This is a genomic window from Bacteroides sp. MSB163, assembly GCF_036416795.1.
Lineage (GTDB): Bacteria > Bacteroidota > Bacteroidia > Bacteroidales > Bacteroidaceae > Bacteroides > Bacteroides maternus.
Genome location: NZ_CP143867.1, coordinates 6,012,607 through 6,028,703 on the forward strand (window position 1 = coordinate 6,012,607; position 16,097 = coordinate 6,028,703).

A 16,097-nucleotide genomic window follows, 5' to 3' on the forward strand; every position below is an offset into this window, starting at 1 on the left:
GATAGCCTGAAAAGGAAACTAAAACAGGCTCTTAATTCAAGCGGACTACAAGAATTGCTTACAATAGCATTTGGGAGTCATTCCCATTAGTTGCTTAAAGTCTCTGTTGAAATTGCTACTATTGTTGTAACCTACCATCTCACATACATCTTCTATACTATATTCGGGATGCTCGGCAAATAACCGGGATGCCTCGCGTATGCGTAGTTCCTTACGCCACGGACGGAAGTCGATGCCATAGCAACTTTTCATATATTGCCGGAAGAAAGCCTTGCTTGTCCCGAAAGAAGCAATCACCATACCGGAAGGAACATCGCTTTGGCAGTATTCTTTCTCATCTACGTATTTCTGCAACCTTTCTTTTAATGCCTGCCTCGCTTCGGACATCTCATCTTCCGCTATCGCATCTTCCGGTGTTGCATCCTCTGTTGTCTCTTCCGCCGTTTCTTCCTTCATATTTGTCTCTGATGCAACTGTCTCCGCCGAGACCGCACAAACATTCGCCTCTTGCGGTACGGACGCAATGACCGGGATTACAAATTTCATTCTATGGTAGTAGTTCACAAACCAAATCACCATGAAACTATAGAAAACCACATACAGGGGAACGAAGAATTTGTACCAACCGGGATTAAATATAATAAGTATAGCCATTACTCCGATAGCCAGTGCACTATAGAACCCGATCTTCACCCATGCCAAACGACTTTCCTCATCGTCGTCATAATAGTCTTCTACCTCTTGCACCGTTTTGCGGTAAGACGATATGAATTGCCTCGTATAGACAATCAGCTGAACGACATAAGCAATAAGACCCGCATAAAAAAACCATGAGAAATAATCCGTAAAGCAGAACAGGGAGACAAACAAGACAATACCCGCTACTGTGATACCTCCCGCCTGCCGGAATACCACACTCCATCTGACCGCATTGGGACGTATGAAAACCAACATGGACATCGTAAAAAGCAGAGACTGGAACGAAGCAACAAAAAGCGTACTGGCCGGTTCGATACGGCGGTCATACCCCGTCAGGCAACACATCGCACTGAGAAGTGAGAGCACAAAATAAGAAGGTACAAGAATATTACGGGCTTTTCGAAGTTTCGCCAATCCGCTTTCCGGCAATATCTTCGTAGTCGCCAACATAACTCCTAATATTGCAATAACAAAGGCGGAAGCACCCGTTAAAAACTCGTATGTCGTTTCATCCATGTGATAAGAGCGTTATAACGGCAAAATTAGTTCTTTTTACATTGTGTGCCAAATAATTAATCCTGAAAACTTCATCTTTTTATACCACCTATCTCCGCCTCCCAATGTAAACAGAAGGGAAATAAGACTTTCTACGGCTTTGCAAACGTTTGCACTATTCTATAATCCGATAATTCTCAACACAGAAGCTTATTCTCATCTATTCCGCTATTTTTGCAATCGGATTAGTTGGCTTTACGTTTTTCAGTTTGGCAGCTATCCCTGTTTAAGTAACCTTTGAATAAGAAGAACTGCACCTCAGCAATAAAAATAAGCAAGCTTATTTTGTACTGCCTCCGGTTTGCATTATCTTTGGCTGAAACAATTTATATACCATGAATAAACCGCAGATAACCATCAAGGATATTGCCCGGGCGTTGAACGTCTCGCCATCCACCGTGTCGAGGGCGCTGAAAGATAACCCGGACATCAGCCAGGAGACCCGTGACCTTATACATGCGTATGCCCGGGAACATAACTACAAACCCAACGTACTTGCCGTTAATCTTCGTGCCAGCCGTTCGAATACAATCGGTGTAATCGTGCCGCAACTGGTACACCACTTTTTCTCGTGTGTGCTGAGTGGCATTGAAAAGGCTGCCGCCGAAGCAGGATACAATATTCTGGTAGCCCAGAGCAACGAATCTTACGAACAGGAAGTGAAAATCGTACATTCATTCCTTGCCGCCCGCGTCTGTGGTGTGATTGCCTCACTGGCAAAAGATACTTCCCAATACGACCATTATCAGGACTTGCTGAATAACAATATCCCCATTGTATTCTACGACCGCATCTGCACCGGATTGAAAACGGAGCGGGTAGTAGTGGACGACTATGCCGGCTCTTTTGCCGCCGTGGAGTATATGATACAGACAGGTTGCAAGCGTATCCTGTTCTATGGAGCAGCCCCGCATCTGGAAATCACCAAGAACCGCCGGAATGGTTATCTGGACGCCATGAAGAAGTATAAAATTCCTGTGGACGACAGCATGATTATGCTGTGTGATACGCGTGAACGTGCCATAGCCATCACTCCGGATATTCTGGAAGGGCCCGGCCATCCGGATGGTTTCTTCGCCATCAACGACGAAACGGCCTCAGGAATTCTTTATGCCTGTAAGCTGGTTGGGAAGAAAGTACCCGATGAAGTATCGATCTGCGGATTTACCGATGGAGCCATTGCCCAAAGCACCGACCCGAAGCTGACAACCGTGGAACAGCATGGAGAAGAAGTAGGGAAAAGTGCTTTCAGCATTCTGATAGGCAAGCTGGAAGGGGGCGATGACAAGAGTAGCAACAAGATTGTGAGGACGAATCTTGTAGTGAGGGGGACGACGAAATAAGAAAAAGAAATGATAATTTAGCGGCGAGGGAATGGGTACGCGGACTACGCGGATAAGGCGGACGAACGCGGACTTTAATCTTTTAGACGCGGATGACACGGATTTTTAAAGCTGCGCTATACATACCGGCATATCACACCGAAGGAAAAAAGAATCCGCGTCATCCGTGTCATCCGCGTCTGAAAGATTACTTGCACGTCGAAGGAGAACCTTGCTCCAGCGCTACGCTGGTAAATTATCATTTATAAAACAGATTATAATATCTAATACCAAATATAAGAATGAAAGTAAAACCTGATTTGAGCTTTTGGAAGCTGTGGAATATCAGCTTCGGCTTTTTTGGCGTACAAATTGCATACGCCTTGCAGAGTGCGAACATCAGCCGTATTTTCGCGACATTGGGTGCAGACCCGCACAGTTTAAGTTATTTCTGGATATTGCCACCATTGGCAGGTATCATCGTGCAGCCCATCGTGGGCGCTGCAAGCGACAAGACGTGGACGCGCTTCGGGCGCCGTATTCCTTACCTCTTTGTCGGTTCACTGGTAGCCGTACTGGTAATGTGCCTGTTGCCCAATGCCGGTAGTTTCGGTATGGCAGTCAGCACGGCAATGATATTCGGACTGGTATCGTTGATGTTCCTGGATACATCAATCAATATGGCGATGCAGCCATTCAAAATGATGGTGGGCGACATGGTAAACGAAAAGCAAAAAGGACTTGCCTACTCTATCCAGAGTTTCCTGTGTAATGCCGGCAGCCTGGTAGGTTTCCTGTTTCCGTTCATCTTTACATGGATAGGCATCAGCAACATAGCTCCCCAAGGTGTAGTTCCCGACTCGGTTATCTATTCCTTCTATATCGGAGCAGCCATTCTGATACTCTGTGTAATCTATACCACAGTGAAAGTAAAGGAAATGCCACCCGCCGAATACGCTGAATACCACGGCATCACCGAAGAGGAAGAAAAAGAAAAGATCAATATGGTGAAGCTATTGGTGAAAGCACCGAAGGCTTTCTGGACAGTAGGTTTGGTTCAGTTCTTCTGTTGGTTTGCTTTCATGTTTATGTGGACGTATACCAATGGTAGTGTAGCTGCCAATGTATTCGATGCTCCTACAGTAGAAACCGCAGTGAACGGAGTCAGCAAAGTTATGCTGGATACCAAGAGTATTCAATATCAGGATGCTGCCGACTGGGTAGGCGTGTTGTTCGCCGTACAGGCTATCGGTTCTGTACTATGGGCTGTCTGCATCCCGCTGTTCAAGGATCGCAAACTGATCTATTCTCTCAGTCTGGTACTGGGTGGATTAGGTTTCATCTCTACCTATTTTGTTCATAATCAATATGTATTATTCATTTCCTTCTTACTGATCGGTTGCGCATGGGCCGCTATGCTGGCATTGCCTTTCACCATCCTGACCAACGCACTGAGCGGTGGACACATGGGAACTTACCTGGGCTTGTTCAACGGAACAATCTGTATTCCGCAGATTGTGGCTGCTTCACTTGGTGGAAGCATTCTTGCCCTGTTCACTCCCAAAGGTATGTTGCCTCCCGAAATCAATATGCTGGTTATGGCAGGTGTCATGCTGATTATTGGCGCCGTTTGTGTATATTTAATCAAAGAGACCAAAGGAGAACAAGCAAAAGCATAATCCTTGCGAAACTATATTCTGAAGGAAGTCTTCGTTGCTCTACGATAACAACCTCTTTCTTCTACGACCAACGCCCTGTTTCACTACGATGAATGGGGCGTTGCTCGTAGAGAAGTAGAGCACATTTTAACCCAAAAGTAAATTTTGTCTTCTTTTTTTCCTCTTTTTGCCGTTTATCCGTTAATTTGTTTATCTTTACGGCCATAATCACCAACGAAATACACGCCATGAAAAGATACCTTAAAACCGATGAATGGAATATTATTGAAGATAACTTTCACGCTGACAACCTGCGAATGTCCGAGAGTATATTCAGCCTGGGGAACGGACGCTTCGGACAACGGGGAAATTTTGAAGAGCCTTATTCAAGCGACTCGTATCGCGGTTCATTTGTAGCCGGTATCACTTTTCTGGATAAAACGCGTGTAGGCTGGTGGAAGAACGGCTTTCCTGCTTTCTACACCCGCATTCCCAATGCAGCGGATTGGGCACGCGTCAGCCTGCGTCTCATCGATGAAGAACTGGACCTGGCACAATGGGACGTAAATAGTTTCAATCGCCGTCTCGATATGAAAGCGGGTATCTCCTACCGCGATTTTGAAGTGACTTCTCCCAGGGGAAACCAAATACGGGTACATGTGGAGCATATCAACAACATGGCTCACCCCGATTTATGCCTGATAAAATACAGCGTCACCTCCATCAATTATACAGGAAGAATATCACTGATTCCCTCCCTGGATGCAATCATAGTCAATAAGGATGATGATCCGAACGAGAAGATATGGAATATCCTCCGTTCCGGCGTCACAAAGGATTGTGCTTATCTATGGACGCAAACCCGGCGGGAAGATGCACAAGTGTGCTATGCCATGACCTATCAGTTCTTCAAGAACGGCAAAGAAACCACCTCAAACCCGATACGCATTGAAAAGGAAAAACAAACCGGATTCAGTATCGGAGCAGATGTAAAACCTGGAGACAACGTGATGCTCATCAAATATACCGCCATAAATTCGTCGCTCTATGATGAACGTCAGGAATTGATAGAACATTCCATCGCCAAAGCCCGCCAGATTAAAATCGATGGCTGGGACAAGCTGGAAAACGATCACCGGCAAGCCTGGGCCAATATATGGAAGGAAATGGATGTGGTTATCGAAGGTGACCCGGAAGCACAACAAGGTATCCGGTACAACATCTTCCAACTATGCCAGACGTATCGTGGTGATGATCCGCGCCTGAATATCGGTCCGAAAGGATTCACTGGCGAAAAATACGGTGGAAACACATATTGGAACACAGAACTTTGTTGTGTACCGTTCTTCCTGCTTTCTACTCCGAGGGAGATTGTGAAGAACCTGTTGATATACCGTTATAACCAACTGCCGAAAGCGATAGAGAATGCCCGCAAACTGGGTTTCAAAGATGGTGCCGCACTGTTTCCGCAAGTCACTTACAGTGGTGAGGAATGCCACAGCGAATGGGAAATCACTTTTGAAGAAATACACCGCAACAATATCATCGTCTATGCCATTGCACAACATGCCGCAATTACAGGCAGCAAAGATTATATAGCCAAATACGGACTGGAAGTAATGATTGCCGTCTCCCGTTTCTGGAGCCAACGTGTATCTTTCTCCAAACCAAAACAGAAATATGTGATACTGGGTGTCACCGGACCGGATGAGTACGAGAACAACGTAGATAATAACTGGTACACCAATTACTCGTGTGCGCAGTGCCTGCAGATGACACTTAACTATCTTGAAATCATTGCCGGAGAATACCCCGACGAATATGCGCGTGTACGCCGTGTCACCAATCTCCGCCAACAAGAAGAGGCTGAATGCTGGCGCGACATCATCAACCGTATGTATCTGCCGGAAGATAAAGAACTGGGGATTTTTGTACAAAATGACGGTTTCCTGGATAAGGAACTGAACAGTACCAATGCCATTCCACCCGAAGAACGCCCCATCAATCAGCACTGGTCGTGGGATCGTATTCTTCGTTCATGCTACATCAAACAAAGCGATGTATTACTGGGATTATATCTGTATTACTTCAATTTCGACAAGGAAACTGTCCGCCGCAACTTTGATTTCTATGAAACAATGACGGTACATGAATCTTCACTTTCCCCGCACATACACTCCATTCTTGCCGCCCGCATCGGCGAAGTAGAAAAGGCTTACCAACTCTTTCTGCATGCCACCCGTCTCGACCTGGATGATTACAACAACGAAACTCATCAAGGACTGCATATCACCAGTATGCCGGGCAGCTGGCTTGCCATTGTACGAGGCTTTGCAGGGATGCAGATTCTGGAGGGCATACTCTCTTTCTTCCCAGTCATTCCAAAGAAGTGGAACAGTTACTCCTTCCAGATAAATTATCAGGGACGTACACTTCATATGCATGTAGGCAAAGAAATAAATATTTCACTTATTGCCGGAGAGGAACTGAACATACAAGTATATAAAAACGTTTATAAGCTCAAATTGGGCACCGATTTGTTGCTCAGGATAGAGGAGTAGAAGCCTGTATCATTAATAATGCGTAACAAAATAAACCGGGAGAACAATTATCTGTTTTTCCGGTTTTATGTTTTTATACCTAAACGAACAACTATACATTAGTATGAAGAAAATCTATTTGTTTGCCATCAGCGTGATGCTGCTTGCCACATCATGCGGGCACAAGAAAGAGGGCGATGCCATGCTGATCCGACCTGTCAAGACAGCTACCGCCAGCTCCCAATCGGTCATCCGGAAAGACTTCTCCGGTATTGTAGAAGCCGTAGAATACGTACGACTGGCCTTCCGTGTCAGCGGACAGGTCATAAATCTGCCTGTGGTAGAAGGGCAGCGGGTAAAGAAAGGACAGCTGATCGCCGCCATTGATCCGCGTGACATTTCCCTGCAATACGCCGCCGACAAAGCCGCTTACGAGACTGCCGCAGCACAGGTAGAACGTAACAAACGCCTGTTGGGACGCCAAGCTATCTCCGTGCAGGAATATGAAATCAGCGTTGCCAATTATCAAAAGGCAAAGTCAGCTTATGAATTATCCAGCAATAATATGCGGGATACCAAACTTACCGCTCCCTTCGACGGTTCTATTGAAAAACGTCTGGTAGAAAACTATCAGCGCGTGAACTCTGGGGAAGGCATTGTACAATTGGTGAACACACAAAAGCTCCGTATCAAATTCACCGTACCGGATGATTATCTCTATCTACTCCGGGCAAAGGACGTAACATTCAAAGTGGTATTCGATACCTATCCGGCCACGGTATTCAACGCACAGTTGGAAGAATATCTGGACATTTCTACAGCCGGAACAGGTATCCCGGTAACTATTACAATTGAAGATCCTGCTTTCAACCGTTCCCTATACGATGTAAAACCGGGATTTACGTGCAAAATCAAACTGGCTTCGGACGTAGCTCCCTTCCTGGAAGAAAAGCTTGTGAATATTCCGCTCAGTGCCATATTCGGTGAAAGCGAGAACCAGAAAACCTATGTGTGGGTAGTAAAGGATAATAAGGTAAGCAAGCGGGAAGTAACCGTATACTCCCCTACCGGAGAAGCCAATGCTCTTATCTCTGCCGGACTGCAACCGGAAGAAAGTGTCGTAATAGCCGGAGTGCACCAACTGGTGGACGGACAAACGGTGAAAGTTATCAATTAGACTACCAACTACTGCGACCTTGAGGTCGCCCAAATATAAATCATATGAATTTAGCTAAATATGCATTAGACAACACCAAGATTGTTTATTTCTTCCTGGCTGTGTTGCTAATCGGCGGTATACTATCATTCGGCCGGTTGGGAAAGAAAGAAGATGCACCCTTCGTCATCAAGTCAGCGGTCATTATGACTCGCTATCCGGGGGCAGAACCGGCAGAAGTAGAACGACTGATCACCGAACCGATCTCCCGCGAGATACAGTCGATGAGTGGTGCATATAAAATTAAATCGGAGTCCATGTACGGACTATCCAAGATAACATTCGAGCTTCAACCTTCCCTTTCCGCAGAGTCTATTCCGCAGAAATGGGATGAACTTCGCCGCAAGGTGCTCAACATACAACCGCAACTACCCGCCGGTGCTTCCGTTCCCACGGTATCGGATGATTTCGGCGATGTATTCGGTATATACTATGGCTTGGTAGGCGATGACGGTTTCTCTTACGAAGAAATGCGCAACTGGGCAGAACGTATCAAAACCCAGGTTATCACTGCCGACGGGGTAATGAAAGTAGCCTTGTTCGGTACACAAACCGAGGTGGTGAATATCTATATATCCGTCAATAAACTGGCCGGTATGGGCATAGATCCGAAACAAGTGGCAAGTCTGCTACAATCGCAAAACCAAATTATCAATACTGGTGAAATCAATGCCGGTGAACAACAACTGCGCATTGTAGCCAACGGAACCTATACCACCGTCAATGACATCCGGAACCAAGTGATTACCACTCCGGGCGGACAGGTAAAACTGGGCGATATCGCCGTCATTGAAAAAGGATATATGGATCCTCCCGGCAACATCATGCACGTCAACGGGAAGCGTGCCATAGGTATCGGCGTTTCCACCGACCCGACAAAGGATGTAGTAAAGACCGGAGAACTGGTAGATCAGAAACTGGCTGAACTTCTTCCCCTTATTCCGGTAGGGTTGGAGTTGGAAAGTCTGTATCCGGAAAATGTCATAGCTCAGGAAGCAAATAATGGTTTCATCATTAACCTGATAGAATCCCTCCTCATTGTAATCGTTATCATCATGCTGGTGATGGGGCTACGTGCTGGTATACTTATAGGAAGTTCACTGCTATTTACCATTGGCGGCACGTTGCTCATCATGTCCTTCATGGGGGTAGGACTGAACCGTACTTCCCTGGCAGGTTTCATCATTGCCATGGGTATGCTGGTGGATAATGCCATTGTAGTGACGGACAATGCACAAATAGCCATTGCCCGAGGAATAGACCGTAGAAAAGCACTGATAGATGGAGCTACCGGACCACAATGGGGCTTACTTGGCGCCACGTTCATCGCCATTTGTTCATTCCTCCCGCTGTACCTCGCCCCTTCTGCCGTAGCGGAAATCGTAAAACCTCTGTTTGTCGTACTTGCCATTTCTTTGGGATTAAGCTGGGTACTGGCACTCACACAGACTACCACTTTCGGTAATTTTATCTTGAAAACCAAATCCGGCGATACTAATAAAGATCCGTATGATAAACCTTTCTATCACAAGTTCGCATCTATCCTCGGAGTACTTATCAAAAAGAAGACGCTCACACTGGGTAGTATGGTAGTCCTGTTTGTCATCTCACTGGTCATCATGGGAATGATGCCGCAAAACTTCTTCCCCTCATTGGATAAGCCCTATTTCCGTGCCGACATATTCTATCCGGACGGTTACAGCATCCGTGACGTGGAAAAGGAAATGAAACAGGTGGAAGCGCACCTCCTGCAACAACCGGAAGTGAAACGAATATCCACCACATTCGGAAGTACACCGTTACGTTACTATCTGGCATCTACTTCCGTCGGTCCCAAGCCCAACTTTGCCAATATACTTATCGAACTGACCGACAGTAAATATACAAAGGAATACGAAGAGAACTTCGACCAATATATGAAGGCAAACTATCCGAATGCCATTACCCGTACCACTTTGTTTAAGCTATCGCCTGCGGTAGACGCCGCCATTGAAATCGGCTTTATCGGTAATAATGTCGATTCACTGGTGATGCTGACCAACAAAGTCCTGGAAATCATGCATCGGGATAATGATCTCATCAACGTACGCAATTCATGGGGGAATAAGATTCCTGTATGGAAACCCGTTTACAGTCCGGAACGTGCCCAACCGTTAGGTGTCTCCCGGCAAAGTATGGCACAGAGCATTCAGATCGGTACAAGCGGTATGACATTAGGTGAATATCGTGAAGGCGATCAGGTGCTGCCCATCCTGCTAAAGGATAACACGGTCGATTCTTTCCGCATCAACGACCTGCGTACACTACCCGTATTCGGAACAACACAGGAAACCACTACCCTGGAACAAGTAGTCAGTGAATTTGATTTCCAATATAAGTTCTCGAATGTGAAAGACTATAACCGTCAGATGGTAATGATGGCGCAAGCCGATCCACGCCGGGGAGTAAATGCCATAGCAGCATTCAATAAGATATGGAAAGAAGTACAAGAAGAAATTCAGGTACCGGAAGGATATACCATGAAGTATTTTGGTGAACAGGAAAGTCAGGCAGAAAGTAATGCAGCATTGGCAGCTAATATGCCATTGACGTTTTTCCTGATGTTCGTCACCCTGTTGTTCCTGTTCAGGACCTACCGCAAGCCAATTGTCATCCTATTGATGTTGCCGCTTATCTTTATCGGAATCGTACTGGGATTAATCTTGCTTGGTAAATCATTCGACTTTTTCTCAGTTCTCGGCCTACTGGGATTGATTGGTATGAATATCAAGAATGCAATTGTATTGGTAGACCAGATCGATATAGAAGCAGCTTCCGGAAAAGCCCCCCTAAATGCCGTAATCAGTGCTACAACCAGCCGTATCATACCTGTAGCCATGGCGTCCGGAACTACGATTCTGGGTATGTTGCCGTTGCTATTCGACGCTATGTTCGGTGGTATGGCGGCAACCATCATGGGTGGTCTGCTGGTAGCCTCAGCATTGACGCTGTTCGTGCTTCCGGTGGCATATTGCGCGATACATAAGATAAAAGAGTGACGAGCTACAAGCTACGAGGGACAAGTGCCTTTCGGTGTGATAACCGTCATTTATCCGTAAATATATAAAAAGAAGAAATACAAGTAATCATGAAGAAGAAGATATTGATAATCGCCCTACTCTGTTGCTTCGGCCTGAAATCCGGAGCGCAGCAATACCTCAGCCGCGAAGCATATCGTGACAAAGTAGAAGCCTACAGCCAGGCGCTGAAACAGCAGCGCTTGAAAACCATGGCAAGCACTGAAGCGCGAAAAATAGCAAATACCGGCTTCCTGCCACAAATAGACATCACAGCCGAAGGTACCGCCAACCTCAACCACCTGGATAAGTGGAACAGTCCGAAAGGTGAATACCGCCCCTACACCTATCAGGCACTCGCAACTTTGGCACAACCCCTCTATACCGGTGGTTCTCTGATAGCCCAGAAACGTATGGCGCAGGCTGATGAAGAATTAAGCCAGCTCACCACCGAACTGACTCTCGATCAAATTCATTATCAAAGCGATGCCGTTTACTGGAATGCTTCAGCCGCCTATGCCAGTCTTGAGGCTGCTGCTACATTTCAGGATATCATAAAGAAGCAGCACGATATTATTCAGGATCGTTTCAACGATGGCGCTATCAGTCGTACAGACCTGCTGATGATTTCCACCCGCCAGAAAGAAGCTGAATTGCAGTATATCAAGGCCCGCCAAAACTATACCCTTGCTCTGCAACAACTGAACATTCTGATGGGAGTAGCACCCAATACCCCTGTAGATAGCCTAAGTGAAATCAGTATAGCCAGTGAACCCATCGACATTCTTGGACTTGACGATGTACTTCCACGCCGTGCCGATTATGCCAGCACAACGGTAAACATAGCCCGAAGTGAAGCACAACGCCATGCCGCCCTCAGCAAGTACAATCCTCAGGTAAGCATGTTCCTTGCCACAGGTTGGGATACCGGTATCACGTACATGGGACAGGAAATCCCCCATACGCCTGTAGCCGGAGTAAACGTCAGTATCCCCATCTTCCGTTGGGGGGCGCGTTTCAAGACAAACCGGCAACAGAAAGCATTCATTGGTATCCAGAAGCTGCAACAAAGTTATATCACTGATAATATTCTTGAAGAACTCTCCGCCGCCACCACAAAACTGACGGAAACAGAGCAACAAGTAAAGACAGCAAAGGAGAATATGGATCTTGCCGAAGAGAACCTGGACCTTGTCACTTTCTCTTATAACGAAGGAAAGTCCAGCATGGCAGATGTTTTGTCCGCACAATTATCATGGACACAGGCGCATACGAACCTGATTAATGCATATCTGGCAGAGAAAATGGCAGTGGCAGAATACAGGAAAGTGATTAGTGAATAAAGATTCAGGCGCGGATTACACAAATTATGCAGATTCTTTCATTACAATAAAGAAATGAATCCGTGTAATTTGCGTAATCCACGCCTAAAAAGTCCGCGTTCATCCGCATCAATCCGCGTCGTCCGCGTATCTATTCTCCTTATCCCAGGAACGAGATCAGCACACCCGCAGCCACCGCCGAACCGATAACACCGGAGATATTACTGGACATACAGTAATTCAGCACATGGTTCTTCGGATCATACTTCGTAGCAATCTCATTGCATACGCGGCTCGCCATAGGCACAGCACTCAGTCCTGTTGCACCAATTAGCGGATTGATCTTCTTCTTGCTGAACAGGTTGAACAGCTTCACAAAGAAGATACCACCCGTAATGGAAAGCGCAAATGCAAGGAAACCACCTATGACAATACCAATGGTTGTCCAGTTCAGGAACGCTTCGCTTGTCATAGTTGCGCCTACACTCAATCCTAAGAAAATGGTTGCCGCATTCATAATGCTATTTGCAGCCGCATCAAACAAACGGCTGGTGTCCGCACCGATTTCCTTAATCAGGTTACCGAACATCAACATACCGATCAAAGGCACTGCCGTCGGTACAAAGAGAGCGACAATTGTAGTTACCGCTATCGGGAAAATGATTTTCAGTACACGCAGATTCTTGATTTCCGTCTTCGAAGGATAGAGCTTTTCCTGTTCCTTCATATTGATCATCAATTCCTTCTTAGAGCAGAACAGCTTCACTACCAACGGAATAATCACCGGCACCAACGCCATGTAAGAATAGGCCGCAATAGCAATCGGACCCAATAAATGCGGAGCCAACTTGATAGTCGTAAAAATTGCAGTCGGGCCGTCAGCACCACCAATGATACCGAGAGCACCCGCTTCCTGCGGCGTGAAACCAATCATCACTGCACACAACAGTACCGTAAAGATGCCCAACTGTGCAGCAGCACCAAAGATAGAGAGACGCAGGTTGCGGAGCATCGGTCCGAAGTCCGTCAAAGCCCCCACACCCATAAAGATGACGGGCGGCAAGAAGCCTGTCTTAATCAACATATAGTAGATGAAGTTCATCAATCCCAAGTCGTGTGCAATTTCATGCAACGGCATTTCCCAGATGTTCTTCAACGCCCCATTTACCATTACCATTCCGTTTTCATCCGCCTGAATGACCCCCATATCGCCACCGGGAAAGTTGGCGATAAGTACACCAAAAGCGATGGGCACCAGCAACAACGGTTCGTAGTGCTTCTTGATACCCAAGTACAGCAGAATGAAAGCAATGGCATACATCACCAGAAACGACGGGTCGGCAATGATATTGCTGAACGCCGTCATATCATAGAGTTTTGCAAATATTTCTTCCATCGCTGTTTATCCTATCTTCATTAATACATCATCTTCTGAAACGGTGTCCCCCGGAGTGGCACAAATAGCCGTAATTGTTCCGTCAAAGTCGGCACGGATGGCATTATATGTCTTCATTGCTTCAATGTAGCAAAGCAAGTCACCTTTCTTCACCTTGTCGCCCACCTTCACCGGAGTTTCCTGTGCATTCTTCGTCAGGAAGAACTTACCTTCCAACGGAGCGATCACATCCTGACCTTCGCCTACGGGGGCTTCCACTTTCGCAGTAGCATTTGCCGGTAGGTCAATATCACCATAAGCCACCGTCACGCGATAAGCCTGTCCATCCACCTGTACGGTTAGCGTCTTCGGTTTAGCGTCATCCAACGGGGACTTATTAAGTTCCGCCTTGCGTTTTTCCACGTCCGCCAGGAAGTCTTCTTTCGCCTTGCCACTCTTGTATGCTTCATATTGTGCCGGATGCATGGCATATTCGAAGAGTTCTTCATCATCCTCGCCCAAATCCCATTTGTTTTCTTTCATCATCTTACGATACTTGTCGAGCGCATCCGGATAATTATCCTGTGGGTTCCCGGTAAAGAACTTACGGCCTTCACGTTCCGCTTTCTCCACGAGTTCAGGAGCCAGCGTACCCGGCAGTTTACCTGCCTTGCCCAACAACATATCCCAGATATCATCAGCAATCATACCCCAACGTTCCTTGCCTTTTTCCATAGCAATCACGTTCATCATCGCCAGATTCTTAACATACTGGCTGAACGGAGTTACCAACGGAGGATAACCTACACGCGGCCATACATAAGCCACTTCATTGAACAGCTTGATAAGCAACTGATCCTGCGTCATAAACGGCAAGTTACGTTTCGCCTTATATTTATTGATAGATTCCAGATTGGACTCCAAGTCAGCCATCAAACTACCCATCATACCACCCGGGAGTCCCGGACCTATCAACAAGGAGTTCATCAAGCGGTTCTTCGGACTGATATACAAACCGAGGAAGTCATCCATAAATTCCTGAATCAACGCGCGCACTTTCATGTATGCTTCCATATTTACCTCAGGCACCTGGAAGCCCGCGTCTTTCAGCATAGCCTGCACACTCAGCAGGTCAGCGTGTCCTGTACCCCAGGAAAGCGGTTCCATACCTACGTCAATGTAGTCGCAACCCGCCTCACAAACTTCGAGAATACTTGCCATATTGAAGCCCGGACCTGCATGGCTATGATACTGGATAGGGATTTCGGGATGTGCAGCCTTGATATTAGCCACAATCTTGCCCAGCGATACCGGACGTCCGATACCTGCCATATCCTTGATACAGATTTCATCAGCACCTGCCTTGATGAGTTCTAACGCCATATTGGTGTAATATTCTACTGTATGGATAGGCGAATGAGTGATACAGAGCGAACACTGGGAAATCATTCCGGCTTCTTTAGCGTAAGCGATGGAAGGAATAATGTTACGGGTATCGTTCAGTCCGCAGAACGTACGTGTAATATCCGTTCCCTGCACTTTCTTCACTTTATAAAACAGCTTACGCACATCGGCAGGTACGGGGCTCATGCGAAGACCGTTCAGTGCACGGTCCAACATGTGAGTTTGTATACCAGCCTCGTGAAACGGCTTCGTCCATGCACGTACAGCTTTATTAGGATTTTCACCAAACAATAGATTTACCTGTTCAAAACCTCCGCCATTGGTTTCTACGCGGGCAAAACAGCCCATTTCAACAATAGCGGGAGCAACCTTTACCAGCTGATCTACGCGGGGCACATATTTTCCGGCACTCTGCCACATGTCCCTGAAAACCAGGCTGAACTTAATTTCCTTTTTCATACTAAATAAATAGATGTGTGTTTTTTATTAAAGATTATCATTTTACTTTCTCGACCTTGGCTACTTTACCCTTGCCTTGTGTCACCACTGTTACAGCAGCACTGATAGCAGCCAAAATGTTTCCGGGAATTGCTGCAGGACCTTGCGCGCCTTTCTTATCCGGCACCACCTCTTCGGGGGCGTACTTGTTAACCAGAAGAATAAGTCCTTTACCTAAGTAGATTACAATCAGCAGGATAGCGAACACTGTCGTCATACCTACCACCATCAGCAGAAGCGCTGTGTTGAGATTTTCCATATTATAAATTATTAGTTATTCGGTCTGTTTTACAAAAAATCGTCCGAAATTAGCGAATATTTATAGAAGAAAGGCAGAAAAAAATGATAAAAGATGCTAAAACAAAAGTTCCCGTACTGCCGGAAGGGGCTGTACGGGAACCATTTATCACAAGTCGGATGCTCCAAAATAGAATTAAACGAAGTGCTCGGGA

At 46.3% G+C, this 16,097-nt stretch carries 10 protein-coding genes; 6 read left to right on the forward strand and 4 right to left on the reverse strand.

Going from position 1 to position 16,097, the window contains the following annotated elements; all coding sequences use genetic code 11:
- Positions 1 to 45: 45 nt before the first annotated feature.
- Entirely contained in the window at positions 46 to 1,215 is a 1,170-nt protein-coding gene (locus VYM24_RS23630) for an AraC family transcriptional regulator (protein ID WP_330941051.1), read from the reverse strand.
- A 374-nt stretch (positions 1,216 to 1,589) separates the two neighbouring features.
- On the opposite strand from VYM24_RS23630, the gene VYM24_RS23635 reads away from it, so the two are divergent.
- From VYM24_RS23635 to VYM24_RS23660, 6 genes are all read left to right on the forward strand, one after another.
- Entirely contained in the window at positions 1,590 to 2,597 is a 1,008-nt protein-coding gene (locus VYM24_RS23635) for a LacI family DNA-binding transcriptional regulator (protein ID WP_115501556.1), read from the forward strand.
- Between the two features lie 281 nt (positions 2,598 to 2,878).
- Positions 2,879 to 4,255, forward strand: a complete 1,377-nt coding sequence (locus VYM24_RS23640) for an MFS transporter (RefSeq protein WP_330941052.1) — start codon at positions 2,879 to 2,881, stop codon at positions 4,253 to 4,255.
- A gap of 227 nt (positions 4,256 to 4,482) precedes the next feature.
- Positions 4,483 to 6,795, forward strand: coding sequence for a family 65 glycosyl hydrolase domain-containing protein (locus VYM24_RS23645; protein WP_330941053.1), 2,313 nt, complete (start codon positions 4,483 to 4,485; stop codon positions 6,793 to 6,795).
- Between the two features lie 103 nt (positions 6,796 to 6,898).
- Complete coding sequence (locus tag VYM24_RS23650) at positions 6,899 to 7,951, forward strand: efflux RND transporter periplasmic adaptor subunit (RefSeq protein ID WP_330941054.1); 1,053 nt, start codon at positions 6,899 to 6,901, stop codon at positions 7,949 to 7,951.
- Positions 7,952 to 7,995: 44 nt separating this feature from the next.
- Positions 7,996 to 11,028, forward strand: coding sequence for an efflux RND transporter permease subunit (locus VYM24_RS23655; protein WP_330941055.1), 3,033 nt, complete (start codon positions 7,996 to 7,998; stop codon positions 11,026 to 11,028).
- Positions 11,029 to 11,117: 89 nt separating this feature from the next.
- Positions 11,118 to 12,389 (forward strand): TolC family protein, encoded by a 1,272-nt coding sequence (locus VYM24_RS23660; protein WP_330941056.1) that lies wholly within the window; start codon positions 11,118 to 11,120, stop codon positions 12,387 to 12,389.
- A gap of 139 nt (positions 12,390 to 12,528) precedes the next feature.
- On the opposite strand, the gene VYM24_RS23665 is transcribed toward VYM24_RS23660, so the two are convergent.
- The 3 genes from VYM24_RS23665 to VYM24_RS23675 are packed head-to-tail and all read right to left on the reverse strand — an operon-like array spanning position 12,529 to position 15,904.
- Entirely contained in the window at positions 12,529 to 13,764 is a 1,236-nt protein-coding gene (locus VYM24_RS23665; RefSeq protein ID WP_291550595.1) for a sodium ion-translocating decarboxylase subunit beta, read from the reverse strand.
- 6 nt (positions 13,765 to 13,770) lie between these two features.
- The gene (locus VYM24_RS23670) at positions 13,771 to 15,606 is read right to left on the reverse strand and encodes a biotin/lipoyl-containing protein (RefSeq protein WP_291550596.1); all 1,836 of its coding nucleotides are present in this window, start codon (positions 15,604 to 15,606) and stop codon (positions 13,771 to 13,773) included.
- Positions 15,607 to 15,643: 37 nt separating this feature from the next.
- Positions 15,644 to 15,904, reverse strand: coding sequence for an OadG family protein (locus tag VYM24_RS23675; RefSeq protein ID WP_007664426.1), 261 nt, complete (start codon positions 15,902 to 15,904; stop codon positions 15,644 to 15,646).
- Between the last annotated feature and the right edge of the window lie 193 nt (positions 15,905 to 16,097).

Excerpts from the sequence above, each read along its gene's own strand:
- VYM24_RS23630 (WP_330941051.1), bottom strand. The coding sequence starts at position 1,215 with ATGGATGAAACGACATACGAGTTTTTAACGGGTGCTTCCGCCTTTGTT.
- VYM24_RS23635 (WP_115501556.1), top strand. The coding sequence starts at position 1,590 with ATGAATAAACCGCAGATAACCATCAAGGATATTGCCCGGGCGTTGAAC.
- VYM24_RS23640 (WP_330941052.1), top strand. The coding sequence starts at position 2,879 with ATGAAAGTAAAACCTGATTTGAGCTTTTGGAAGCTGTGGAATATCAGC.
- VYM24_RS23645 (WP_330941053.1), top strand. The coding sequence starts at position 4,483 with ATGAAAAGATACCTTAAAACCGATGAATGGAATATTATTGAAGATAAC.
- VYM24_RS23650 (WP_330941054.1), top strand. The coding sequence starts at position 6,899 with ATGAAGAAAATCTATTTGTTTGCCATCAGCGTGATGCTGCTTGCCACA.
- VYM24_RS23655 (WP_330941055.1), top strand. The coding sequence starts at position 7,996 with ATGAATTTAGCTAAATATGCATTAGACAACACCAAGATTGTTTATTTC.
- VYM24_RS23660 (WP_330941056.1), top strand. The coding sequence starts at position 11,118 with ATGAAGAAGAAGATATTGATAATCGCCCTACTCTGTTGCTTCGGCCTG.
- VYM24_RS23665 (WP_291550595.1), bottom strand. The coding sequence starts at position 13,764 with ATGGAAGAAATATTTGCAAAACTCTATGATATGACGGCGTTCAGCAAT.
- VYM24_RS23670 (WP_291550596.1), bottom strand. The coding sequence starts at position 15,606 with ATGAAAAAGGAAATTAAGTTCAGCCTGGTTTTCAGGGACATGTGGCAG.
- VYM24_RS23675 (WP_007664426.1), bottom strand. The coding sequence starts at position 15,904 with ATGGAAAATCTCAACACAGCGCTTCTGCTGATGGTGGTAGGTATGACG.